The organism is Pseudoalteromonas sp. UG3-2 (genome assembly GCF_037120705.1).
Taxonomy (GTDB): domain Bacteria; phylum Pseudomonadota; class Gammaproteobacteria; order Enterobacterales; family Alteromonadaceae; genus Pseudoalteromonas.
Map to the genome: position 1 here is coordinate 2,766,303 of NZ_JAWLJU010000002.1, position 22,544 is coordinate 2,788,846.

21 protein-coding genes are annotated in these 22,544 nt (G+C 47.2%); 13 read left to right on the forward strand and 8 right to left on the reverse strand.

The features are described from left to right. The first annotated feature begins 122 nt into the window (after positions 1-122). On the forward strand, positions 123-1,817 hold the full coding sequence (ggt, locus tag R3P39_RS15470) for a gamma-glutamyltransferase (protein ID WP_336568578.1): 1,695 nt from the start codon (positions 123-125) through the stop codon (positions 1,815-1,817). A 468-nt stretch (positions 1,818-2,285) separates the two neighbouring features. Here ggt and R3P39_RS15475 read toward each other — a convergent pair whose 3' ends face one another. After that, positions 2,286-3,146: a YicC/YloC family endoribonuclease gene (locus R3P39_RS15475; RefSeq protein WP_336568579.1), complete on the reverse strand. Its 861-nt coding sequence runs from the start codon at positions 3,144-3,146 to the stop codon at positions 2,286-2,288. Between the two features lie 153 nt (positions 3,147-3,299). Here R3P39_RS15475 and rph point away from each other — a divergent pair, with 153 nt between their 5' ends. The 7 genes from rph to trmB all read left to right on the forward strand — a co-directional run bounded on the left by rph (position 3,300) and on the right by trmB (position 9,271). Then, positions 3,300-4,013: a ribonuclease PH gene (gene rph / locus R3P39_RS15480; RefSeq protein ID WP_336568581.1), complete on the forward strand. Its 714-nt coding sequence runs from the start codon at positions 3,300-3,302 to the stop codon at positions 4,011-4,013. A gap of 18 nt (positions 4,014-4,031) precedes the next feature. Beyond that, positions 4,032-4,676 (forward strand): orotate phosphoribosyltransferase, encoded by a 645-nt coding sequence (gene pyrE, locus R3P39_RS15485; RefSeq protein ID WP_336568583.1) that lies wholly within the window; start codon positions 4,032-4,034, stop codon positions 4,674-4,676. 161 nt (positions 4,677-4,837) lie between these two features. Then, the gene (mpl, locus tag R3P39_RS15490; protein ID WP_336568585.1) at positions 4,838-6,178 is read left to right on the forward strand and encodes a UDP-N-acetylmuramate:L-alanyl-gamma-D-glutamyl-meso-diaminopimelate ligase; all 1,341 of its coding nucleotides are present in this window, start codon (positions 4,838-4,840) and stop codon (positions 6,176-6,178) included. A 3-nt stretch (positions 6,179-6,181) separates the two neighbouring features. Next, positions 6,182-6,805: a flavin prenyltransferase UbiX gene (locus R3P39_RS15495; protein WP_336568586.1), complete on the forward strand. Its 624-nt coding sequence runs from the start codon at positions 6,182-6,184 to the stop codon at positions 6,803-6,805. Positions 6,806-6,812: 7 nt separating this feature from the next. Beyond that, complete coding sequence (locus R3P39_RS15500) at positions 6,813-7,733, forward strand: ABC transporter ATP-binding protein (RefSeq protein WP_336568587.1); 921 nt, start codon at positions 6,813-6,815, stop codon at positions 7,731-7,733. A gap of 2 nt (positions 7,734-7,735) precedes the next feature. Next, positions 7,736-8,503, forward strand: coding sequence for an ABC transporter permease (locus R3P39_RS15505; RefSeq protein WP_336568588.1), 768 nt, complete (start codon positions 7,736-7,738; stop codon positions 8,501-8,503). A 90-nt stretch (positions 8,504-8,593) separates the two neighbouring features. Beyond that, positions 8,594-9,271 carry a tRNA (guanine(46)-N(7))-methyltransferase TrmB gene (gene trmB / locus R3P39_RS15510; protein WP_336568590.1) on the forward strand — a complete coding sequence of 226 codons (678 nt, stop codon included), beginning with the start codon at positions 8,594-8,596 and terminating at the stop codon, positions 9,269-9,271. Between the two features lie 37 nt (positions 9,272-9,308). On the opposite strand, the gene R3P39_RS15515 is transcribed toward trmB, so the two are convergent. Beyond that, complete coding sequence (locus R3P39_RS15515) at positions 9,309-11,258, reverse strand: EAL domain-containing protein (protein ID WP_336568591.1); 1,950 nt, start codon at positions 11,256-11,258, stop codon at positions 9,309-9,311. Between the two features lie 426 nt (positions 11,259-11,684). Between R3P39_RS15515 and panP the strand changes: the two genes are divergently transcribed. Together panP and R3P39_RS15525 are read left to right on the forward strand one after the other, a co-directional pair. Next, a complete protein-coding gene (gene panP, locus R3P39_RS15520; RefSeq protein ID WP_336568592.1) occupies positions 11,685-13,313 on the forward strand; it encodes a pyridoxal-dependent aspartate 1-decarboxylase PanP in 1,629 nt (542 codons plus the stop codon). Between the two features lie 202 nt (positions 13,314-13,515). Then, positions 13,516-14,559 carry a sensor domain-containing diguanylate cyclase gene (locus tag R3P39_RS15525; protein WP_336568593.1) on the forward strand — a complete coding sequence of 348 codons (1,044 nt, stop codon included), beginning with the start codon at positions 13,516-13,518 and terminating at the stop codon, positions 14,557-14,559. Here the strand turns inward: R3P39_RS15525 and R3P39_RS15530 are convergent. The 3 genes from R3P39_RS15530 to R3P39_RS15540 form a co-directional block, all read right to left on the reverse strand. Continuing rightward, the gene (locus tag R3P39_RS15530) at positions 14,543-15,253 is read right to left on the reverse strand and encodes a transglutaminase-like domain-containing protein (protein ID WP_336568594.1); all 711 of its coding nucleotides are present in this window, start codon (positions 15,251-15,253) and stop codon (positions 14,543-14,545) included. The two genes, R3P39_RS15525 and R3P39_RS15530, sit on opposite strands and share 17 nt — an antisense overlap. An 83-nt stretch (positions 15,254-15,336) precedes the next feature. Continuing rightward, a complete protein-coding gene (locus R3P39_RS15535) occupies positions 15,337-16,056 on the reverse strand; it encodes a helix-turn-helix transcriptional regulator (RefSeq protein ID WP_336568595.1) in 720 nt (239 codons plus the stop codon). A 14-nt stretch (positions 16,057-16,070) separates the two neighbouring features. Beyond that, positions 16,071-16,994 carry a manganese-dependent inorganic pyrophosphatase gene (locus R3P39_RS15540; RefSeq protein WP_336568596.1) on the reverse strand — a complete coding sequence of 308 codons (924 nt, stop codon included), beginning with the start codon at positions 16,992-16,994 and terminating at the stop codon, positions 16,071-16,073. A 204-nt stretch (positions 16,995-17,198) separates the two neighbouring features. On the opposite strand from R3P39_RS15540, the gene R3P39_RS15545 reads away from it, so the two are divergent. Continuing rightward, positions 17,199-17,693 (forward strand): hypothetical protein, encoded by a 495-nt coding sequence (locus tag R3P39_RS15545; RefSeq protein WP_336568597.1) that lies wholly within the window; start codon positions 17,199-17,201, stop codon positions 17,691-17,693. Between the two features lie 22 nt (positions 17,694-17,715). Beyond that, positions 17,716-18,525, forward strand: coding sequence for a bifunctional DNA-formamidopyrimidine glycosylase/DNA-(apurinic or apyrimidinic site) lyase (gene mutM, locus R3P39_RS15550; RefSeq protein WP_336568598.1), 810 nt, complete (start codon positions 17,716-17,718; stop codon positions 18,523-18,525). Positions 18,526-18,630: 105 nt separating this feature from the next. On the opposite strand, the gene R3P39_RS15555 is transcribed toward mutM, so the two are convergent. The 3 genes from R3P39_RS15555 to R3P39_RS15565 are packed head-to-tail and all read right to left on the reverse strand — an operon-like array spanning position 18,631 to position 21,167. Then, entirely contained in the window at positions 18,631-19,137 is a 507-nt protein-coding gene (locus tag R3P39_RS15555) for a DUF3299 domain-containing protein (RefSeq protein ID WP_336568599.1), read from the reverse strand. Positions 19,138-19,147: 10 nt separating this feature from the next. Further along, complete coding sequence (locus R3P39_RS15560) at positions 19,148-20,482, reverse strand: ABC transporter permease (protein WP_336568601.1); 1,335 nt, start codon at positions 20,480-20,482, stop codon at positions 19,148-19,150. Then, positions 20,472-21,167 carry an ABC transporter ATP-binding protein gene (locus R3P39_RS15565; RefSeq protein ID WP_336568602.1) on the reverse strand — a complete coding sequence of 232 codons (696 nt, stop codon included), beginning with the start codon at positions 21,165-21,167 and terminating at the stop codon, positions 20,472-20,474. Before R3P39_RS15565 ends, R3P39_RS15560 begins: the two co-directional genes overlap by 11 nt. Positions 21,168-21,355: 188 nt before the next feature. Here R3P39_RS15565 and R3P39_RS15570 point away from each other — a divergent pair, with 188 nt between their 5' ends. Further along, a complete protein-coding gene (locus tag R3P39_RS15570) occupies positions 21,356-22,456 on the forward strand; it encodes a phosphoribosylaminoimidazolesuccinocarboxamide synthase (RefSeq protein WP_336568603.1) in 1,101 nt (366 codons plus the stop codon). Positions 22,457-22,544: the final 88 nt, after the last annotated feature.

Consider the following 22,544-nt stretch of genomic DNA (forward strand, 5'->3'; position numbering starts at 1 on the left):
GATATAAATCTATCCCTGTAATCGGTTCAATCTTGTTAAACGCTAAATTGAGCGCAAAGCCATTGCGACAGCAAACCTTTGTTAACTATAGTGGTTAAAAAGAGAGCAACAGAGAACAAGTAATGAAACTAACGCTAAGAAAAACCTTTACTGCTTTGTTACTGACCACAGTGAGTGTCAGTAGTTTTGCTTATGACCGCGTGACTGGTAAAGGCTTTGCCAGCCGCTCTGAGGTGATTGCCACACAAGGCATGGCAGCCACCTCACAGCCGCTTGCCACGCAAGTGGCATTAGACATCTTAAAGCAAGGTGGCAGTGCCGTGGATGCGGCGATTGCGGCAAACGCCATGCTCGGGCTGGTGGAGCCAACCGGTTGCGGTATTGGTGGCGACCTGTTTGCCATCGTCTGGGACGCCGAGCAACAAACCCTATCCGGGCTCAATGCTTCGGGGCGCTCACCGCAAAGCTTAACCTTAGAAATGCTACAGCAACAAGGTGATACGATCCCATCTTATGGGCCATTACCAGTATCTGTGCCTGGCGCCGTGGATGGTTGGTTTGAGCTACATGAAAAGTTTGGCAAGTTGCCCATGGCCAAACTATTGGCACCGAGCATTGAGTACGCCCGCAACGGCTTTCCTGTTTCTGAGCTGATTGCCTATTATATGCAGCGTTCGGTATCGGCTCGTGCTGAGTACCCCGGATTCAAAGAAGTGTTTATGTCTGATGGTGCCATGCCTAAAAAGGGGGAGATCTTTAAAAACCCCGCGTTGGCAAACACCTATGAGCTGCTTGCAAAGCAGGGCAGAGATGCTTTCTACAAAGGTGAAATAGCCAAAGAAATCGATAAATATATGCGTGAAAATGGTGGCTATCTTCGCTACGAAGACCTAGCGGCGCATCGCAGTGAGTGGGTAAAGCCCGTGAGCAGCGACTACCGAGGCTACACCCTTTGGGAGCTACCACCGAATGGTCAAGGCATTGCGGCACAACAAATTTTAAATATTCTTGAAGGCTACGATATTAAAGAAATGGGTTTTGACAGCCCAGAATATATTCACACCTTTGTGGAAGCGAAAAAGCTCGCCTTTGCCGACAGAGCGAAATACTACGCCGACCCTGACTTTAACGACATTCCCGTTGATTATTTGATCTCGCAAGCGTATGCCGATAAGCGCCGTGCTCTAATTAACCCCAATAAAGCAGCTAAGCGCGACCAAGCAGGGCCTGTAGAAGGAGACACCATTTACCTCACCACGGCAGACAAAGACGGCAACATGGTCTCGCTGATCCAAAGTAATTACCGTGGCATGGGCTCAGGTATGACACCAGAGAAACTGGGCTTTGTACTGCAAAACCGTGGCGAATTATTTGCCCTTGAGGAAGGCCATTACAATGTGTATGAGCCCGGTAAACGTCCATTTCACACCATTATTCCGGCTTTTGTCACCAAAGATGGCAAACCTTGGATGAGCTATGGCGTAATGGGCGGCGCAACACAACCGCAAATGCATGCTCAGATCCTGATTAATATGATTGATTTTGGTATGAATCTGCAAGAAGCCGGCGATGCTCCCAGAATACTACACACGGGCTCGACTCAGCCCACGGGCGAGGTAATGACCGATGGTGGCTACGTCAGCCTTGAAACGGGCTTTTCCATGGAAACCCGTCGCGAGCTCATGAAAAAAGGCCATACTTTACGCAGTGCTGTGGGACCTTATGGCGGTTACCAAGCCATTATGCGTGATCTTACCTCTGGCGTTTACTATGGCGCCTCTGAAACCCGCAAAGACGGCCACGCCGCGGGTTATTAAACCCGTTGCCAGCATTGTGAATTATTGCAATGCTGGCATTGATACGTTGCTTTTCTCCTTGTAAACATAAGCTCTTGAGTCACGCAGAGTGCTGTTCGCTACTATGCATTCAGTGCTACTCTTGAGCGTTCTTTTCTCTGACTCTAAGTGGTTCTATGGCGATGTTATGGGCTTAAAAGAGGAGCGGAGGCTCCATGAGAAAGTTTCCCTTTGAATTATTGTGATAGCTGGCCCTTTTTTAAAGGCCTTACCAGCATTAAAAAATAAAGAGGAATAATTTCTACGCCGTCAAAGAGAAGCCAATAGGTATGATCTATATGAAGTTAAATACATTGCAGAATATACTCACCACTTTAACCACCAGTTGGCAGTGATTAAAGTGGTTGGTTATGAATAGATATGGAATCTATTTTTAGCTAAGGTTTTGATTTTTATTGCTTTAAATAACAAGTTATAAATATATGAATACTATTCAATATTCTGGATCTGCTCGCGCATTTGCTCAATTAACACCTTAAGTTCAACGGCGGCGTTGGTGATGTCGCTGTTGATGGACTTCGAGGCTAGGGTGTTAGACTCGCGGTTGAATTCTTGCATCATAAAGTCGAGGCGTCGGCCGCAGGCGCCGCCTTTTTTGAGGATCTTGTGGGTTTCTTTTACGTGCGATTTGAGGCGATCCATTTCTTCGGCAACGTCTTGCTTTTGCGCTAGGTAAATGAGCTCTTGCTCAAGGCGGCCTTCGTCCACGTCTACGCTCAGCTCTTCCAGCTTCTGCGAGAGCTTTTCGCGTTGCCACTTGGCGACTTCTGGCATATGGCTTTCGACAATGGCCACTTGCTCTAAAATACCATCAAGGCGGGTGGTGAGCATGGTTTCTAGGTTCTCACCTTCGCTGGCGCGGGCCGCTTTAAAGTCTTCTACCAGTTCATCAAAGCCACTAAGCAGAGCGCCGTTGACGGTGTCTAAGTCGATTTCTTCGGCTTCCATCACACCTGGCCAGCGCAAGATGTCTACTGGATTGATGTCGCCACCGCTTTGCGTTTGCACCCATTTGGCGCTTTCAACCAGCTGTTTGGCTAATGAGTCATTTACGCTCAGTTGACCAACATGAGCTGGGTTGGCGGTGAACTTTAGGAATACTTCGACCTTGCCGCGTTGAAGGTGTTTGCGCAGGCGTTCGCGTATTACTGGCTCTAAGCCTCTAAATTGTTCTGGTGCGCGGATAAAGGTTTCAAGGTAGCGTTGATTAACCGAACGAATTTCCCAAACCCCAGTGCCCCAATCACCTTTCACTTCTTTGCGGGCGTAGGCGGTCATACTATGGATCATATAAAGTTCCTAAATTAACTTAGTTTAACCGGGCCATTATAGCCGAATTTCCACACAGCTCTAAAGTGAATTTTATTTTTCCGGCAATCGCGTGGCATAGTGCGGGCGATCCCTTTATAATGAACGGCAAATTTTGATGATGGGAGAACGTGGATGCGTCCAAGCGAAAGAACAGCAAAGCAGATCAGGCCAGTTACTTTTACGCGTAACTATACAATGCACGCTGAAGGCTCAGTGATGGTTGAGTTTGGCAATACTAAGGTGCTATGTACAGCGTCGGTAGAAGCTGGTGTGCCACGCTTTATGAAAGGCCAAGGCAAAGGCTGGATCACGGCAGAATACGGCATGCTTCCGCGTTCTACACATACTCGCAATAATCGTGAGGCGGCGCGCGGTAAACAGGGCGGTCGTACTATGGAAATTCAACGCTTAATCGCTCGCGCATTACGTGCCGCGGTTGACTTAAAAGCGCTAGGCGAGAACACCATCACTATCGATTGTGATGTTATTCAAGCCGATGGTGGTACACGTACCGCTTCCATTAGCGGTGCCTGTGTGGCCTTGGTTGATGCCCTTACACACATGCGTGCTAAAGGCATGATTAACGTTAACCCGCTTAAGTTTATGATTGCGGCTATTTCTGTTGGGGTATATAAGGGTGAGCCAATCACCGACTTAGAATACCTAGAAGATTCAGAAGCTGAAACCGACATGAACGTCATCATGACAGAAACCGGTAAACTGATTGAAGTGCAAGGCACAGCAGAGGGCGAACCTTTCTCGTTTGAAGAGTTAGATGAGCTATTGGGCTTAGCTAAGCACTCTATTCGCGAAATCATCGATCTACAAAAGCAAGCGTTAGCGTAATCATACGGGCAGCACAACATGAAACAGTATCAAAAAGAATTTATTGAATTTGCACTTGAGAAACAAGTGCTTAAGTTTGGTGAGTTTACTCTGAAGTCAGGCCGTACTAGCCCATACTTCTTTAACGCTGGGTTGTTTAATACCGGTCGTGATTTGGCACGTTTGGGGCGTTTTTATGCCGCTGCGCTAGAAGACGCTGGGATTGCATTTGATGTGCTATTTGGCCCTGCCTACAAAGGCATTCCAATTGCTACCACCACTGCGGTTGCACTCGCTGATCACCACGACAAAGACGTACCCTATTGCTTTAATCGTAAAGAGAAAAAGCAGCACGGTGAAGGCGGCAACTTAGTGGGCAGTGCCCTTGAAGGTCGTATTATGCTGGTAGATGATGTGATCACCGCAGGTACTGCGATCCGCGAGTCCATGGAAATTATTGCTGCCAATGGTGCTGACTTAGCGGGTGTACTTATCGCGCTAGACCGCCAAGAAAAAGGCAAAGCCGAGCTTTCTGCGATTCAAGAAGTAGAGCGCGACTTTAATACTCAGGTGGTATCCATTGTAAAACTGGCTGATTTAATTACCTATCTTGAGCAGCAAGGCGACATGGCTGAGCACTTAGATGCGGTAAAAGCGTATCGTGATAATTACGGGGTAGCCTAACTCGCGGTCCGTAACCTGTCCTATACTGACGATGAATACCAGCCAACGGCTGGTATTTTTTTTTCTGCACTGTAATGTTTTACAGTCAACAATAAAGTCAGCCACCAATAAGCTGAGTATGTTAATCTAGAGTGCAATGAAGAAATAAAGAACAATTACGCATGCATGTACATATTTTAGGGATTTGCGGCACCTTTATGGGAGGTATCGCCGCCATTGCCCAGTCACTGGGTCACAAAGTTACCGGTTCAGATCAAAACGTCTACCCGCCCATGAGCACGCAATTAAAGTCGCTAGGTATTGCGCTTACTCAAGGCTACGACCCGGCGCAACTGGCGGATGAACCCGATGTGGTGATCATTGGCAACGCCATGAGTCGTGGTAACCCCTGTGTCGAATATGTGTTAGAAAAAGGCTTACGTTATACCTCCGGGCCTGAGTGGCTAAAAGAACACGTACTGCGTGACGCTTGGGTGTTAGCGGTAGCAGGTACCCATGGTAAGACTACTACCGCCAGCATGCTCGCTTGGCTTTTGGAGTATGCAGGGCTGCGACCGGGCTTTTTAATTGGCGGCATAGTACAAAACTTTGGCGTGTCGGCACGCACGTCAGATACGCCATTTTTTGTCATTGAAGCCGATGAATACGACACTGCCTTTTTTGATAAGCGCAGTAAGTTTGTTCATTATTTGCCGCGCACCTTGATCATGAACAACCTAGAGTATGACCACGCCGACATTTTCCCAGACTTAGCGGCCATACAAACCCAGTTTCATCACCTCATTCGTACCCTACCTGGACAAGGCAAAGCCATTTATCCTGCCGATGACGTCGCGTTACAAGAGGTGGTGGCACGAGGATTTTGGAGTGAGCAGGAATCGCTGGGTAAAGAGTGGTCGTATAACTTGCTCAAGGAAGATGGTTCGGTGTTTGAAGTATTATTGCATGGCGAAAGCCAAGGGCAAGTGAACTGGGATGCCATTGGCGTGCACAATGTGAAAAATGCCCTGATGGCCATCGCTGCAGCCCGTCACGTAGGGGTTGCGGTCAGTGTCAGCATTGCTGCCTTAAGTGAATTTAAATCACCCAAACGCCGTATGGAAATAAAAGGCGAAGTCAATGGCGTAACCGTTTACGACGACTTTGCCCATCATCCAACCGCCATCAAAACCACTTTGGCGGGACTTAGAGCTAAAGTGGGCGAGGAGCCCATCATTGCTATTTTAGAGCCGCGCTCCAACACCATGAAGTTAGGTGTTCATCAAGACACCTTATTGGCTTCACTTGATGCTGCCGATGAGGCCTTTTTATATGAACCAGAGGGGCTAAGCTGGTCGTTAAAAGCGCATGCCGAAAAAGCAGGCCGGCAGTGCTTTAAAAGCATCGATGACATTGTGGCGGCGGTGGTTGCCAAGCAATCGAGCAATACGCATGTGTTAATCATGAGCAATGGTGGTTTTGCTGGCATTCACGACAAACTTTTAACCGCATTAAAGAAATAAGTTATGACAAAACAAAACTTTAAAGGGCCAATTACCTTGGCTTTTAGTGGCGCATCGGGCGCGCCTTATGGCTTGCGTTTGCTGGACGTTTTAGTGTCGTTAAACTATCAAGTGTACGTGCTGATCTCGAGCGCCGCACGGGTGGTGCTGGACACCGAGTCCAAGGTAAAATTGTCGGGCAATGAACAAAAAGCCAGTGAGCAGCTAACGGCTCGATGTAAAGCGCAGCCGCAGCAAATACAGGTATTTGGTAAAGATAACTGGTTTAGTCCGGTGGCTTCGGGCTCAGCGGCGCCAAAACAAATGGTGGTGTGTCCTTGTAGTGCCGGCAGTGTTTCGGCGATTGCTTTAGGCGCTTCAGATAATTTACTTGAGCGAGCGGCAGATGTGGTGATTAAAGAGCGCGGACAGCTTATTTTAGTCCCGCGAGAAACGCCTTTTAGCCCAATTCATCTAGAAAACATGCTCAAGCTTAGCCAGCTGGGGGTCACCATTATGCCAGCTGCACCCGGATTCTATCACCAACCACAAAGCATTGACGATCTTGTGGATTTTATGGTGGCAAGAATATTAGACCATCTCAATATTGAACACCAGCTAGCGAAACGCTGGGGCTATGGAGACTAATAACAAGATGACAGTAGCACTGAATATTAAAGACCTAAGAAAGGTCTATAGCAACGGTGTTGAAGCCGTTAAAGGCATTGACTTGGAAGTCCAAGAAGGGGACTTTTTTGCTTTGCTAGGCCCAAATGGGGCTGGTAAATCCACCACCATTGGGGTAATTGCGTCTTTGGTTAACAAAACCGCAGGTAGTGTTGAAGTGTTTGGCCACAGCATAGACACCGACCTAGAAGCGGCCAAGTCTCATTTAGGTTTGGTACCGCAAGAGTTTAACTTTAGCCAGTTTGAAACCTTGAACCAAATCCTAGTTAACCAAGCCGGTTACTATGGTGTGCCCCGCGACCTTGCGCATCAGCGGGCTGAGAAGTACCTAAAACAACTTGGCTTGTTTGACAAAAAAGACAAGCAGGCGAGAACCTTATCTGGTGGTATGAAACGCCGCTTGATGATCGCCAGAGCCTTAATGCATGAGCCTAAGTTATTGATTTTAGATGAGCCTACCGCAGGGGTCGACATCGAGCTGCGCCGCTCTATGTGGGACTTCTTACGTGAAATCAACCAGCAGGGTGTGACCATTATTTTAACCACCCACTACCTCGAAGAAGCCGAGCTATTGTGCCGCAATATTGGCATTATCGATCAAGGCATTATTGTCGAGCACACCACCATCAAAGCACTGTTGGCGAAGCTGGATAAAGAGACCTTTGTATTGGATCTCAAGCCACCAATGCAGCCGGTGACATTAAACGGTTATGACTTTGCAACGGTTGATGACCACACCATTGAAGTGGAAGTGGCCAAGTCACAAGGCCTGAATGGCGTCTTTGCACAGCTATCTGAGCAAGGCAATCAAGTATTAAGTATGCGCAACAAAGCCAACCGCTTAGAAGAACTATTTGTTGGCTTATTAGAACAGGGGAGAGGGGCATAATCGTGTTTAAATACGGCGTCGCGTTAAAAAGTATTTGGATTAAAGAGTGTATTCGGTTTTTGCGCATTTGGGTGCAAACCCTAGTGCCACCGGCCATTACCATGACATTGTACTTTGTTATTTTTGGCAGCCTCATCGGCTCGCGCATTGGTGAAATGGGTGGCTTTAGTTACATGGAGTTCATTGTCCCAGGCCTTATTATGATGTCGGTGATCACTAACTCCTACTCCAATGTGGCTTCGAGCTTTTATTCCACAAAATTTCAAAAGAGCATTGAAGAGCTATTAGTAGCCCCCGTACCAAACTATATTATTGTGCTGGGTTACATGGGCGGAGGAATGGCTCGTGGCATGTTGGTGGGACTGTTAGTGACACTGGTGAGTTTATTTTTTGTTGATATTCAAATTCATAATTTGGCGGTGATTGTGCTGACGGTGATTTTAACCTCGGCGGTATTTGCCCTCGGCGGTTTAATCAATGCGGTGTTCGCCAATAGCTTTGATGACATCAGCATTATTCCAACCTTTGTGTTAACCCCACTGACGTACCTCGGTGGCGTGTTCTACTCTATCACTTTGCTGCCAGAGTTTTGGCAGGGAGTGTCGCAGATCAACCCGATCATTTATATGGTTAACGCCTTTCGCTTTGGCTTTTTAGGGGTGTCGGATGTGGATATTACCGTGGCGTTCTCTGTGCTAGGCGTATTTATTTGTGGCTTGTTCTTTGTTGCTCTGCAGCTTATCAAGCGCGGTGTTGGCCTAAGACATTAAAAGGTTTGTGCTGCTGGGTGCCATCACAGCAGCGCAATCACATAAATTCGGGTAAACTAGTCACCATTCAACCTTAGATAAAGTTAGGTTATGACAGAAGCAAATTCTCGTTCTATTACCACCAATCAGCAAGGCCTGCACGACAAGCTGGATGACATAGTGCTAAAGCATGTGGCAGCTGAGTTTAAAAAGCCCATTGCCGCCCACACGCAAACGGCCTTTGATGAAGTGAATGCGCAAGTGCAGGTATTTACTGGGCCTATTATTCTTGATTCGTGCTGCGGGGTTGGTGAGAGCACGGCTAATTTAGCCAAGCGCCACCCAGATGCCTTAATCATTGGTATTGATAAGTCAGCGCATCGCTTGGAAAAACACGACGTTGAGTATAAGCAAACGGAGCAAGGCCAGTACATGCTGGTTCAGGCCGACCTCAATGACTTTTGGCGCTTAGCTGTGGCGGCAAAATGGCAGATAAGCCATCATTACTTGCTCTATCCCAACCCTTGGCCCAAAGCCAAGCACATTCGGAGACGTTGGCATGGCAGTGCGGTATTCCCCTTTATTATTAAACTGGGTGGTCAGCTGGAGCTGCGCAGTAATTGGGATATTTATGTCAAAGAGTTTGCTCGAGCATTAGCGCTTTGCAACATTAACGCCGAGGTTGAGCCCTACAGTAGTGATGAAGCGATCACACCGTTTGAACGCAAGTACTGGGCCAGTGGCCAATCGAGTACTCGCCTTCGTGTTAACCTAGAGTCAGCTAAATAAGTTCATATGCTGCCAGCTCGATGTCTGGCAGCGATGCTTAATTGTGCACTGCATTGGTGTCGATATTAATGTGACCACTGGGCTTAGCTACCCAGTCACCTTGCAACCGGGTGACGCCCAGTGCAATTAACACTTCAGCTTGCTTACTTGAATTTACCCCTGTTACCGTTAAAGTGATGCGCTTGGCATTACAATGTTTGGCCTGATCGGCGATGGAGCTTTGCAACGTTGGGTCTTCAATCAGCAGTTCGCAGCTTCCCTCATCTAAGCAGATGGCATCCAGAGGCAGTTTTAATAAGCGGCTAACCGTTAAAAAGCCGCTGTTTACTCCACTGACCGCAACTTGAGCCCCCTTGGTTTTAAGCGATTGCATGATTAAACTCATGTCGCTAAAGTTTTTTAATACGTCACTTTCATCAAATTCGAATGTGATTAACTGGGGCTGTGGATAGCGTCTAAGTAGCTGGCACAAAAAGTCAAAGTATTCCGGATCGGCGGCCTCACTGTGGCTAAGTGTTAGTGCCCATGCGTGATTACTTTTACGAAACCGCGTAAAGCAGAGCTCTAACAGCTTCATGGTTATTTTGCCGTGTAGTTTCGGCTGCTGTATTACCGGGTAAAACTCATTGATATCAATGATCGCGCCATGTTCACTTAATACTCTTGCAGTGCAAAAATACTGAATATTGTTTTGGTCAAAGCTGGCCCGTCTGGCGGTGTAAAATGGGATGATGCGATCCGACTCACAGGCATGCTGCAACAATCGAGTTAAGCGTAAGTTCTCCACTTGCTGTTGCGGATTGAGTTGCCGCTGGGTCTCAAAGTAACACACGCTCAGGTTTTGCTGTTGTGCTTGCCGCAGTGCTAAAAAAGCATTTTCGAGCAGTAGGGCGCAATTGCCCTTAGCAACACCGGCACATAGGTTTACATATAAGTGTGGCGCTTCATAAATGGGTTTAGTGCTAGGAAAAGACTCACTTAAGTTAGCTAAAAAGCGCTCGCCATTTTCAACGCTGGTTAATAGCGCCAATTTTGAGGTAGTGACGCGATACACTGCAAAAGGCTGGGTAAACTCAGAAAAGTAATGCATGACTTTAGCCATGATATTATCTCCCACCTCAGTGCCATAAAAACTCATAATATCTTCAAGTTCTTTTACCCAAACAACACTCAAACACAGGTGCTGTGACTTGGAGTTCTTAAGGGCTTGCTGCAAGGCGATGCGGTTGCCAAATCCAGTACGGCTGTCTGTGGTTAAGGTTTTGCGGTAGTAAATAAAGTACAAACTCATCACTACTAAAAACAGCACTAAAAAGAAACTGGCATCGATGGCGGCGGCCACTACACTGGCGTGTAAACGCGATTCTAAATCATGGATGGTAATATCGGCGCCTGCAATGTAGGTACTGCCGTCGGGGAGCACAAAGGGAATAAACACGCTTTTAAAGTAGCCCCATTGGTCTTGGGCTACTTCAAATACCGGCTCGGTGGAGTGGAATGCGCTTTTTAGCGTAACCGACGCTTCAGAGTAAATATCATGATATTGAGTGAGGCGATTTAGCCTAATATCTTGGGCGGTAAAGCTCGAGGCGGTAAAATGCACATGGGGCGGTTTCAGCTCCATGGTGTAAACGTACTCAACCCCTAATGCGTTGGCTAATTGCGTGAGTTCCTGGCTTTTTTTCTGGAACTGCTCACGCGACACCGAGTCGCTCTGCTGATGATACTGCTGGCCGACAATGACATTGGCACTTTGCGCGGCATCAATCAGTTGGGCATCAATACGCGCCATAATATCGCTGCGCGTTTCATAATAACTGGCAACCACATAGGTGGATAGCGCAGCAATAAAAACCACCGAAGCTAATAGTAACCAAGCGGATGGCAATCGAGTGGTAAACCCCAGCCAATTGTTAACCGGTTTAAAAAAGTGGTTGGGGCGCTTTAAGCGCGACTTTAACGGCTGAACCAAGCTCCGAGTATTCATGATAGTCCTTTACCTTTGCAGGTGTGCGCAGAGTTTAATCCTCCGCGTTTAAATCAGTCATCGTGCACGTACGATATTATAACCATACTACATAATCGCCATCTTGCTAACACAATTGCGGCAGCTCAAGCTGGCTTGGTGGCGTTGCGTACTTATACCTTAACCGGATGTGCAATTGTATCTAGTTATGTAAAACAATGATTAATGACGTAATATCACTTAACTTTCGCTGTAATTTCATTAAATTGTCAAGGTATCGTGAAAATTAAGGCGACAAAACAAGACAATTCTCTTTCTTTACAGTAAAGTTAGCCATTTCATAGTTCATAATCTCTTGTGTCAGCAATATCGGTTGTACTTTGCGTGCCTAGTGAGCATCGCAGCAATCGCTATTATCCTGCACTGTTTGATGTTTAGGTAGTATTGATGGGTCCAAAGCGTTGTGCCGTTGCATCTGAAGAAAGCTTAATGCGTATATTTACTGTGCCTGAAGCACCAGATTCAACCTTAAGCAGAATCGAGCAAGAAATCTCGAGCAATTTGGCTGGCTTTTTAAATGAAAACATAGCGGCCGTCGAAAAGCCATTGCACGAAATTGAAAAAGATTTCCAGTCTGCGGTGATCCCAGAAGTGCCGATGTTTGTCTCTGACTACGCACAAGATATTATGGAGCAGCTGGTGGCACATTCAGTGCACACCGCTGCACCTAGCTTTATTGGCCATATGACCTCGGCACTGCCGCATTTTGTGCTGCCCTTATCAAAGCTCATGGTGGGGCTGAATCAAAACCTAGTTAAGATCGAAACCTCAAAAGCCTTTACGCCCCTTGAGCGTCAAGTGTTGGGCATGATGCATCACCTAGCCTATGGTGAAAGCGATACCTTTTACGATAAGTGGATGCATAGCGCTAAAACTTCGTTAGGGGCTTTTTGTTCCGGAGGCACTGTGGCGAATATCACCGCACTGTGGATTGCACGGAACCGTTTATTAAAAGCCGATGGCGAGTTTAAGGGCATTGCAGCTCAGGGCATGGTGGCTGCTATGTTGCACTATGGCTACCGTGGATTGGCGGTATTAGTATCTGAGCGCGGCCATTATTCTCTAGGCAAAGCCGCCGATGTTTTGGGCTTAGGACGCGATAACTTTATTTCAGTCCCCACAGGCAGTGATAACCGCGTAGATGTTGCTGCCATGCGTGAAAAGGCGCAGCAGCTACAAGCGCAGGGGATCAAGGTAATGGCTTTGGTGGGCGTGGCTGGTACCACGGAAACCGGAAATATCGATCCACTTCATGACATGGCCGATTTAGCAACCGAGTTAGACTGCCATTTTCACGTCGATGCCGCATGGGGTGGAGCCACTTTACTGTCTAACAATAACCGTCATTTACTCAATGGCATTGAGCGGGCAGACTCCATTACCATAGATGCCCACAAACAAATGTATGTGCCAATGGGGGCGGGCATGGTGTTATTTAAAGACCCCGCCGCTTCTGACGCCATTGAACACCATGCCGAGTACATTCTCCGTAAAGGCTCAAAAGACTTAGGCAGTCACACCTTGGAGGGCAGTCGTCCGGGCATGGCGATGCTAGTTCATGCTTGCTTGCGAGTGATAGGGCGGCAAGGTTATGAAATGCTGATTGATAAGGGCATTGAAAAGGCGCGTTATTTTGCAGAATTGATCAAGCAAACTGCGGATTTTGAGCTGATCTCAGAACCTGAACTTTGTATTCTTACCTATCGTTATGTGCCAGAGCCAATCAAGCAAGCCATCGCCAAAGCCGATGAACAAGAAAAAATAGACATCTATGCTGCGCTCAATCGTTTCACCGCTAGCATGCAAAAACGCCAACGTGAGGCGGGACGCTCGTTTGTTTCTCGAACTCGGTTGACACCAGAGCAGTACGATCACCAGCCTACGGTGGTGTTTCGGGTTGTTTTAGCCAATCCGTTGACCTCAGAAGAGATGTTAAAAGAGATCATGGCGGAACAGCAAGAGTTAGCGGCCAGCGATCCGGTGTTTAAGAAATATCTCGCCAAATACCTCCCTTAATTTAACCCAGGCGGGATGATTATTGCATCATCTCGTCTAATTCCATGTGTTTTTGATGCCAAGGCGGTTGCTCCTCTTATTATTCATATATTTTGTTGAAACACTGAGAAATCCAAACATTATTAGCGAATTCACTCTATTTGCTACTATGCTTAATGAACTTGGCGGGTTAAGCTAACAAAAAAGGCACTCTCTTCGTATTATGTTGAAGAATTTCAGTACTGTTACTCAAAGATTGCGGCGATTAAGCTCACAAGAGCTTGATGTATCTGGCTCTCATCAAAGCTTTTTAAGCGATATTCTTGATGAAGGCAAATTAACGCTGGATGTCAGTCGAGTAACGGTGTGGTTGTTTGACGACTTAAACCAACCACAACAACTAGTGAATGTGGCCAACACCGACTGGCTCTCTGGTGATATTCCTGAGCAGTTACCGGCCTTACAATATCAAGATTTTCCCGCTTACTTTGCTGCGATTAATAGCGGTCAGTCAATTAATGCAGATGACGCAAGAATTGATGAGCGTACCAAAGAGTTTGAAACCCCTTACCTTATTCCTAATAACATTGTCACTATGCTTGATACGGTGATTTTTAAAAATGGTATTCCCCATGGCGTGGTCTGCTGTGAAGGTCTTGGAACAATAAGACAATGGCATAAGGACGAAATTGCTTTTGCTGAAATGATTGCAGACTGTTGCAGCCGTAGGTTGTTGGTGAAAGAGCTGTGGCAAATGCAGCAACAGTTAACCGATATGGCGTTTAAAGATCCATTAACGGGCCTTAAAAATCGCCGTTACTTAATGGACTGTGCGGCGCGTGAAATCAGCCGCCATGCACGTTTTGATCATCCCCTAAGCGTGATGATGTTAGACATTGACCATTTTAAAGAGGTCAATGATAACCATGGCCACGAAGTAGGCGACCTAGTATTGCAGCGTTTTGCACAAGTGTGTGAAAGCACCTTGCGACTAGAAGACTGCATGTGCCGCTTAGGAGGCGAAGAATTTGTGGTGTTATTACCCAACACCGCTTCCGGTGATGCCCTTATTATTGCTGAGCGTCTGCGTCAAGTGTTACAGCAATCTGCCATTGCAACGCCCAGCGGGGAAATCTTTATTACCTCTAGCTTTGGGGTTGGGCAAGTGAACACCAATATGGCGTTTAGTCATGCTCTTAAAGCCGTCGATCATGCTGTCTACCAAGCCAAAGCCGCTGGGCGTAACTGTGTTATTGCCGCTCAGTAGGACCATGACGGCGAATGGCTCTTACTCTGATGTTTAGCCAGTGGCGCAGTAGATAAGCATAAGCCCAAGCGCTCAATGCGGTTAAATTTTGATGGCGCTGGTACAACTCATCTGGGGTAGTGAATATCCCTAAGTCTTCACAAATGCTCAGCTTTTGAATATAACTTCCCGTCAATGAAAACTGGTTGTCTGGGCTGTGCAGACAAGTGGTGGCAATGCCAAAGCCAATAAACTCTTGCTGCTGTGGATAGTGCCGCTGCACTTGCTTAAGGTACGCCGAGTCAATGATATAACCCTCTAATTCTACCCAATGTTGGTCTAGCCACACCTCCACCCAGCTATGGACAATGGTTTTCGGTGCCAATAGTCGCAGTGGTGCTGGTAATAGGCCGCGTTTTAATTGTTGCTTTACTTTGAAACCATGCACTCGCGCGGGTATCTCACAGGCTCGTAACAAGGCCACTAATAAGGTGCCTTTGGTGTTACATTGACCATAGCCTTGCGTTAGCACTTGGCTGGCGGTTTGCTGGTCGTTTTTACTGTAGCCAAAAGCAATTTCATCTCTAACAAAATTATAAATTTGCTCAGCGGCGGCAATGGCAGCTAACTGCTTCCAGCCTCTGGATTTCACTAGTTGTTGAATGTCAGGGTGAAGGTAATCTACTAATGGAGTAGGGGTTAAATATGCTTGCATAAGTGTGCTCCTCTTTTTTATTAGTGTGAGTGAAGAGGGCGGGTGGTGGCTTGAATAAACTGGCTACATTTTAGACTTTTTCTTTATTTCTGAGTGTGTAATGCCTCACTGGGGGTTAAGCCAAACTGGCGTTTAAAGGTACGGCTAAGGTGAGCGCTATCGGCAAAACCTGCAATGGCTGCAGCCATAGTGAGGTTATCGCCTCGCTGTAATGCTCTAATGGCGCAAGTTAAACGATGCCAGAGAATATAGGGCCGCCAAGGGGTGGCCATTTGGGCTTTAAATAGGTGTAAAAAGCGGCTTTCAGACAGGCATAATGTTGCTGCCACATCGCGGGCATTAATGTGCTGAGGCTGTAGGCAAGCTTGGCCACTGGCACAGGCATCAAGTTGTTGTAATAGCGAGACGATTCTGGGGTCTGTGGCCACCGGGTTGTTGCCACTGAGCTTTAGTAAGCCTGTCAATTCACTGAGCTGCATGTCGGCGTTGATCACGCTCTCGAGTGCCACTTCCATACCATTAGCTTGTTGTAACCTGGCTTTAAGTTGTTGCCCGAAATGACTTTGCGGCTCTACTAATAGCACCCATCCTGCCGCCATATTGACACGGTGAAGGACATTGCTGTTAATAACGCTAGCACCTGTGATGAGCTGCTCAGGTATGTGAGTAATGCAACCGCCATTGGCGAGGTTGACTTGGATCAGGTGGTGGCGATGCCACGTCGCATTGAGGTTGTGAGTATAGGCGGCAAACAGGCCTAGGGTAAGAATGAACGGCATAAATAAAAATGCCGAAGCGTTCACTTCGGCATCTCATTTTAGCTGGCAAAGGCGTCTTGCAATGGCGGAACCACTTGCTTTTTACGGCTCAATACGCCGTCGAGCCACACTTGGCTTGCTTCAGTCGTCACCTCGTAGGCGTTGGCAATAATGGCTTCATCATCAGATGCAATAAGCACTTGTGAGCCTTCTTTCATGATGTCTGTTAGTAGCAGCATCACTGTATGGCGATCGCCTTCTGCTTTTAGCTTAGCGATATCGGCGTGAAGGTCTTCTTTAATGTCATCAAATACGCTTAAATCAACCACTTCTAGCTGACCAATACCAACTAGGTTGCCATTCATGTTGAAGTCTTTAAAGTCACGCATAACGAGGTCACGTACTGGCGTGCCATCAACTGCCGACTTCACTTTAAACATTTCCATACCCAGAGCTTCGGCATCATCAACACCGGCAATTTCTGCTAAGGCTTCAACGCATTTGATGTCGGCTGTGGTGCACGTTGGTGACTTGAAGATAACGGTATCGCTTAAAATCGCACACATCATGATGCCAGCGATATTGGCTGGAATTTCAACACCATAAAAGTCATACATCATTTTAATGATGGTGTTACTACAGCCAACTGGGCGGATCCAGCACTCAAGTGGCGTTGACGTTGTTAAGTCGCCAAGCTTATGGTGATCAACCACACCGACTACTGTGGCTTGGTCAATGTCGTCTGGCGCTTGTGTTTTTTCAGTGTGGTCGACGATGTAAACGTCTTCGCCGGCATAACTCATTTTGAGTTCAGGTGCCGCAAAACCAAAGCGGTCAAGAATAAACTGCGTTTCAGGTGACACTTCGCCTAAACGCGTTGGAATGGCTTCTTCGCCAATTTGGTTTTTTAAATGCGCAAGCGCAATTGCGCCGCAGATTGAATCTGAATCAGGGATCTTGTGACCCACTACATACATTGCCATGGACGGAACTCCTTAAAATTTTGCCCTCATTCTAGCAAATAAAAAGCGCAGTTTAATAGTTTTACCTGTGTCCAAACGGGGAGTTTTTGCTGCTATTAGACTAAAGTCAGCTATCGCTGCACAGAGAAGTTGTTTTGTTACTTACTTTTGCTGTTGCGGCTTTTTTTATACACTAACAAGGAACTAACCGCAGGAGTGTGTTGCATGGTAAAAATGAGCCGCAAGGCTTGGAACAATGTGGTCATCTTTTCCATGTTGCTGATGATTTTCTTTCTCAATGGTTTGCACTACAAACTGAACCCCAGTGATGAAGCGTTGGAGGTGGAGTCGGTGTTACCAGAGCAGAGCTTTGTTTTGGCGTTGGCCTTTCCCGGTTACAAAATTGAACGCATTGGCACCAGCTGGCGTATAGAGTTACCGCAAGGCAGCGATAGCCGTTACTCAACCGAGCAATTACAGCAGTTAATTGCCAAGTGGCAGCAGCTACAAGTACAAGTGATTAAAGCCCCCGAGCTTGAAGACCAGCAAGCGCTAACGGTGGCGCGGTTTTGGCTTGCCACAGAAGAGCTGCCTTTGAGTTACCAGCTATTTCGCGAAGGTAAGTATTACTACCTATTTGATAAGCGCGGTAAGCGTTGGTTTGAACTTGAGCCTGCCCAAGCACAAGCGTTATTTTTACCGATAGCCATTAGCAATTAATGATTAAGAGATAAGCCCCCTTATGCCAGAGTTACCTGAAGTTGAAGTAAGCCGATTAGGTATTAAACCCTATTTAGAGCAACAAGTTATCCAACAAGTGTGTGTTCATAATGGCCAGTTGCGATGGCCGGTGCCGGAGCAAGTGCAATTGTTGCAAGGCGAGCGGGTGTTGGCAGTGAAGCGCCGCGCGAAATATCTGCTGCTGGAGACCAGCAAAGGCACCGCCATTCTCCATTTAGGTATGTCTGGCAATCTGCGTGTGGTTGATTGCCATGAAGAACTGAAAAAACACGATCACATTGAGATTAAGTTAGACTCGGGTAAGTCGTTACGGCTCAATGATCCGCGCCGCTTTGGTGCGTTTTTGTGGCAGGAAATCGACCAGCAACATAGCGTGTTGGCGAAATTAGGTCCTGAACCCTTAACTGAAGAGTTTACTGCGGCGTCGTTATTTGCCCAAAGCCGTGGTAAAAAACAGGCCATCAAGCAGTTTATTATGGACAATCATGTGGTGGTCGGTGTGGGCAATATTTACGCCAACGAATCCCTATTTAAAGCGGGGATCCATCCGAAAAGAGAAGCCGGAAAAATTTCACTGCAGCGATATGAGCGCCTAGTGCCGATAGTCAAAGCCACCCTAGCCGCTGCCATTAAACAAGGCGGCACCACCCTTAAAGATTTTGCCCAAAGTGATGGCAAACCGGGCTACTTTGCTCAGGAGTTATTAGTGTATGGCCGTAAAGGAGAGCCATGTAGTGAGTGTGACACCACGCTAAAAGAGATCCGTCTAGGTCAACGTAGTACCGTATACTGCCCTAAGTGTCAGCGCTAGAAATCATTCCAACCCACATCTATACCCGCCCAAGGTAGGCCACTTAATAAAGCGAAACGGTACAAAAAAGCGCAGCCGAGTGCTGCGCTTTATTAACGGTTTGAGTTACAGTTTAAAGGGCGCCACGCCCTTGGCCTGCATCATATAGCCTGTTTGCGCGATATCGCCTTTCCATGTCGCCACCTGCATGGTTCCAGTCACTGTGATGGCATCGTAAAGGCTTTCGATTGGTACACCGCCTTTGATTTTGACATGCACAATTTGGTTAGGTGGTGGCGGTGGCACATGAATACAAGCACCAAAATAAGGCACCAATAAAAACTCGGTGATCACTTCACTGTCGCCTTCTAGAGGCACCACGAACCCAGGTAAGCTTACTTCTTTGCCATCAAGTGCTTTCACCACAGGTGCGTCTAAGTCTGGTTGCACCCAGTTTTGCTCAGCACCTTCGTGGCTAGCGGCGTCTTGATTGCTGATCTGCACATGTCCTTCGGGGATCAGATCTTCCCAAAAGATTTCTTTTGCTGGCGCCGCTTGTGCAGCGGTAGTAAACAAGGTGGCAAGCAGCAGCGCCACACTATATAAAAACTGAGTCGATACCTTTAACTGCATCTTGGTCCTCTTATGTTTTGATTTGCATGCCATCGGCAAGCGAGTAAAAGTAAGCTCGAGCGGCGGGGATCGCGCCGATGATTGTACCTGCCACTATAATACCGCCAAGCAAGGTAAGTTCATACCCTGTGAGGGCATTGATACTAAGGACAATACCAAACTGGCTTTGCAAGCCCGCTTGTGCAGCCAGTAGTAAGATATAAAACAGTGCCACGCCGGCCAGGCAGCCAAGCACGGTGATAAATATCGCTTCACTGATCAGCAGGCCAAAAATATGCCAAGGTCTTGCCCCCACCGAACGCAAAATAGCCAATTCTCGGCGGCGTTGATTGAGGGTGGCAAGCAAGGAGGTGAGCATACCGAGTAGGCTGATAAGCACCACAGCAAGGCTAATCAGTAGGAGTATTTTCTCAATAATGTCGAGCATATCCCACAGCTCTCTGAGTGTCACCCCTGGCATAATGGCCAACAGCGGCTCGTCCTGATATTGGTTAATATTGCGACGTACTTGCAAAGTATACAGTGGCGAGTCAAACCCAAGCAAAAAGGCGGTAAGCTGTGAGGTGTTGCCGATCAAATCCCCAGGCTCTGTGTCGAGGTTGCTTAACCGCGCCGCTTCATTAGACTTTTCATGGTCATGGTCATGGTCATGGTCATGGTCATGGTCATTGGAAGCGGGTTTGTTGATCATTCGTCCTGGGCTGCGGTGACCGTTATTATGCATGGCTTCAATGGCGCTTAAGGGCACATGCAAGGTTTTATCTACTGGGGTGCCTGTGGCTGCTAGAATACCGGAGATCACCAACGGATTGTCGTCATGGTGGTGAAAGCTGGTATTGCCCATGCCATGAGAAATGACAATTTTTTCACCTAATTGATAGCCAAGCTGCTGGGCTACGGTGGCCCCTAATACCACCTCTTGGGCGTTATGAAATGGCCGTCCGGCGGCAAAGGTAAGGGCTTGCTTTTTGGCATACTGGTAATGTTTGAAATAGTTATCATCGGTGCCCAATACCGCAAAGCCTTTATGGCTGTCGCCAAGGCTAATTGGGATACTCCAAGCGACACCGCGCTGCGACTTAATGTATTCATAACTTTGCCACTGCACGGCATTATTGGCATGGCCAATTCTAAACACGCTGGATAACAATAATTGAATATCGCCGGTTCTGGCGCCAACAATTAGATCGGTACCCGAAATGGTATTGGCGAAGCTGGATTTGGCATCTTGGCGAACTCGCTCAACACTGAGCAGTAACATCACACTGATGGCGATAGTGGCAAGCGTTAGTAAGACACTGGCTTTACGATTAAGGGTGCTTTTGTAGGCTAAATTAAGCAGCATTGTTGCCCCCTTGGTTAATCGCTAACAAGCTGAGTTGCTTATCGAACAGTGGCGCTAAGCTTTTATCGTGACTGACAAAAATAATGGTGGCGCTGTATACCCCGCCAAGTTTAAACAACAGCTTGATAAAATCATCACGGCTATCGGCGTCCAGTGCCGAGGTAGGCTCATCGGCAATAATAAGTTCAGGGCGGCCAATAAATGCGCGTGCGGCAGCAACGCGCTGCTGTTGACCGATGCTGAGCTCGGCGACACTGCGTTGTTGTGTTGCGGCATCCAACCCCAGCTCCGTCAGTAGTGACTGCGCCTCTTGTTTAAGCGTATGTCCTTCAGCTTGCACCACTTGAGTACGTTTTTTTGAAAACTCACACCCTAGAGTGACATTTTCAATCGGAGATAAATAGGGCAGTAAGTTGAAGTTTTGAAATATGGTGCCAATGTGATCGGCACGAAAGCGATCGCGTTGTGCGCGATTGAGCTTACTTAATGCCATACCGGCGATGGTGATGTCGCCGCGTTGACAATCTAACGTGCCGGCTATCAGTCCCAATAGAGTCGACTTACCGCTGCCGCTAGGGCCATGTAAAAACACATGTTCGCCGCGTGCAATAGTAAGCTGTGCGATGTCCAGTACAGGATCACTTTGATCCGGCCAAGTAAATTGCAATTGGTTTATGGTCAGCATGTTACGTTTCTTCCACTTAACAGTACTGTGATGGTATAACAATTGTGCTAAAAGCAAAACCAACATAAGTTGGGCAACAAGCGAATAAGTTAAATTGTGATTTTTCCTCAGCTCGACTATCATAGAGGGCCTAACCCCCTCATTATTTTGTGCCCTTTAGCAAGGCGCATCCTGTCATCGGAGTAACAATGAGTAGCTACAAAGTTTTAGACGTCAATGACGATCTTCCTATCCGCACTAAAGGTGCGGTTCACAGTGGTAAAGTACGTTCAGTATATTGGTTAACCGACGCCGATAGTGCTCGCCTAATTGCAGAGAAAAACTACGATGTACCAGCCGACACAGAATTAGCGATTATGGTGATTTCCGACCGCATTTCTGCGTTTGACTGTATCTGGCAAGGTGAAAATGGTTTAAATGGCGTGCCTGGCAAAGGCATAGCCCTAAATAGTGTCGCCGCACACTGGTTTAAACTATTTGATCAAGCAGGCTTGGCGGGTAACCACATTGTTGATATTCCGCACCCTTACGTTTGGATTGTTCGTAAGGCCAGCACCGTAAAAGTTGAAGCCATTGCGCGGCAATACATCACCGGTAGCATGTGGCGTGATTATGCCAAAGGTGTGCGTGAGTTTTGCGGCTTACAGCTGCCTGAAGGACTAGTGGCAAACCAAAAGCTAGATAAGGTGCTAATCACGCCATCTACCAAGGGCATTATCACTGGGCTGGACGATGTTCCTGCGGTGGATGATGTCAATATCTCGCGGCAAAACATTGACGATAACTTGGCGGCATTTAACTTTAAATCTGCCGCTGACGTCGATAAGTATGAACAACTGCTTACCGAAGGGTTTCACCTTATCAGTCAAGAGCTTGCGAAACTTGACCAAATCTTTGTTGATACCAAGTTTGAGTTTGGTTATGTCGAAGACAGCGATGGCACTGAGCGCCTTATTTACATCGATGAAGTTGGTACTCCAGATTCATCACGTATTTGGGATGGTCCGGCTTATCGTGATGGCAAAATTATTGAAAATTCGAAAGAGGGCTTCCGCCAGCTGTTGATAAACAATGTGCCTGACAGTGATGTGTTATTGAATAAGGCGCGTATGGATGAGCGCGAAGCCTTAGCCCGGGAGTACAAGTTACCCCAAGAGGTGATGATGGCCGTGAGTGATACCTATGTGGGCATTGCAAGCAAGATCGTCGGTCAACAGCTGGAAATCCCAAGCGATCCACGTCAAGAGGTGATCACCATTCTTGATAAACACTATGGCTTAATTGCTTAAGTCATTCCAGTTAAGAAAGTTGCCCTAATATCAACTATATTGGGGCAAATATCTTAAATCACTTGCAATTAGTCTTAAGGTCTCTTTT

Coding starts and splice junctions, on each gene's coding strand:
- R3P39_RS15500 (WP_336568587.1), top strand. CDS start 6,813: ATGACAGTAGCACTGAATATTAAAGACCTAAGAAAGGTCTATAGCAAC.
- rph (WP_336568581.1), top strand. CDS start 3,300: ATGCGTCCAAGCGAAAGAACAGCAAAGCAGATCAGGCCAGTTACTTTT.
- R3P39_RS15515 (WP_336568591.1), bottom strand. CDS start 11,258: ATGAATACTCGGAGCTTGGTTCAGCCGTTAAAGTCGCGCTTAAAGCGC.
- mpl (WP_336568585.1), top strand. CDS start 4,838: ATGCATGTACATATTTTAGGGATTTGCGGCACCTTTATGGGAGGTATC.
- R3P39_RS15570 (WP_336568603.1), top strand. CDS start 21,356: ATGAGTAGCTACAAAGTTTTAGACGTCAATGACGATCTTCCTATCCGC.
- R3P39_RS15560 (WP_336568601.1), bottom strand. CDS start 20,482: ATGCTGCTTAATTTAGCCTACAAAAGCACCCTTAATCGTAAAGCCAGT.
- ggt (WP_336568578.1), top strand. CDS start 123: ATGAAACTAACGCTAAGAAAAACCTTTACTGCTTTGTTACTGACCACA.
- R3P39_RS15530 (WP_336568594.1), bottom strand. CDS start 15,253: ATGCAAGCATATTTAACCCCTACTCCATTAGTAGATTACCTTCACCCT.
- mutM (WP_336568598.1), top strand. CDS start 17,716: ATGCCAGAGTTACCTGAAGTTGAAGTAAGCCGATTAGGTATTAAACCC.
- R3P39_RS15475 (WP_336568579.1), bottom strand. CDS start 3,146: ATGATCCATAGTATGACCGCCTACGCCCGCAAAGAAGTGAAAGGTGAT.
- pyrE (WP_336568583.1), top strand. CDS start 4,032: ATGAAACAGTATCAAAAAGAATTTATTGAATTTGCACTTGAGAAACAA.
- panP (WP_336568592.1), top strand. CDS start 11,685: ATGGGTCCAAAGCGTTGTGCCGTTGCATCTGAAGAAAGCTTAATGCGT.
- R3P39_RS15525 (WP_336568593.1), top strand. CDS start 13,516: ATGTTGAAGAATTTCAGTACTGTTACTCAAAGATTGCGGCGATTAAGC.
- trmB (WP_336568590.1), top strand. CDS start 8,594: ATGACAGAAGCAAATTCTCGTTCTATTACCACCAATCAGCAAGGCCTG.
- R3P39_RS15545 (WP_336568597.1), top strand. CDS start 17,199: ATGGTAAAAATGAGCCGCAAGGCTTGGAACAATGTGGTCATCTTTTCC.
- R3P39_RS15565 (WP_336568602.1), bottom strand. CDS start 21,167: ATGCTGACCATAAACCAATTGCAATTTACTTGGCCGGATCAAAGTGAT.
- R3P39_RS15495 (WP_336568586.1), top strand. CDS start 6,182: ATGACAAAACAAAACTTTAAAGGGCCAATTACCTTGGCTTTTAGTGGC.
- R3P39_RS15555 (WP_336568599.1), bottom strand. CDS start 19,137: ATGCAGTTAAAGGTATCGACTCAGTTTTTATATAGTGTGGCGCTGCTG.
- R3P39_RS15540 (WP_336568596.1), bottom strand. CDS start 16,994: ATGGCAATGTATGTAGTGGGTCACAAGATCCCTGATTCAGATTCAATC.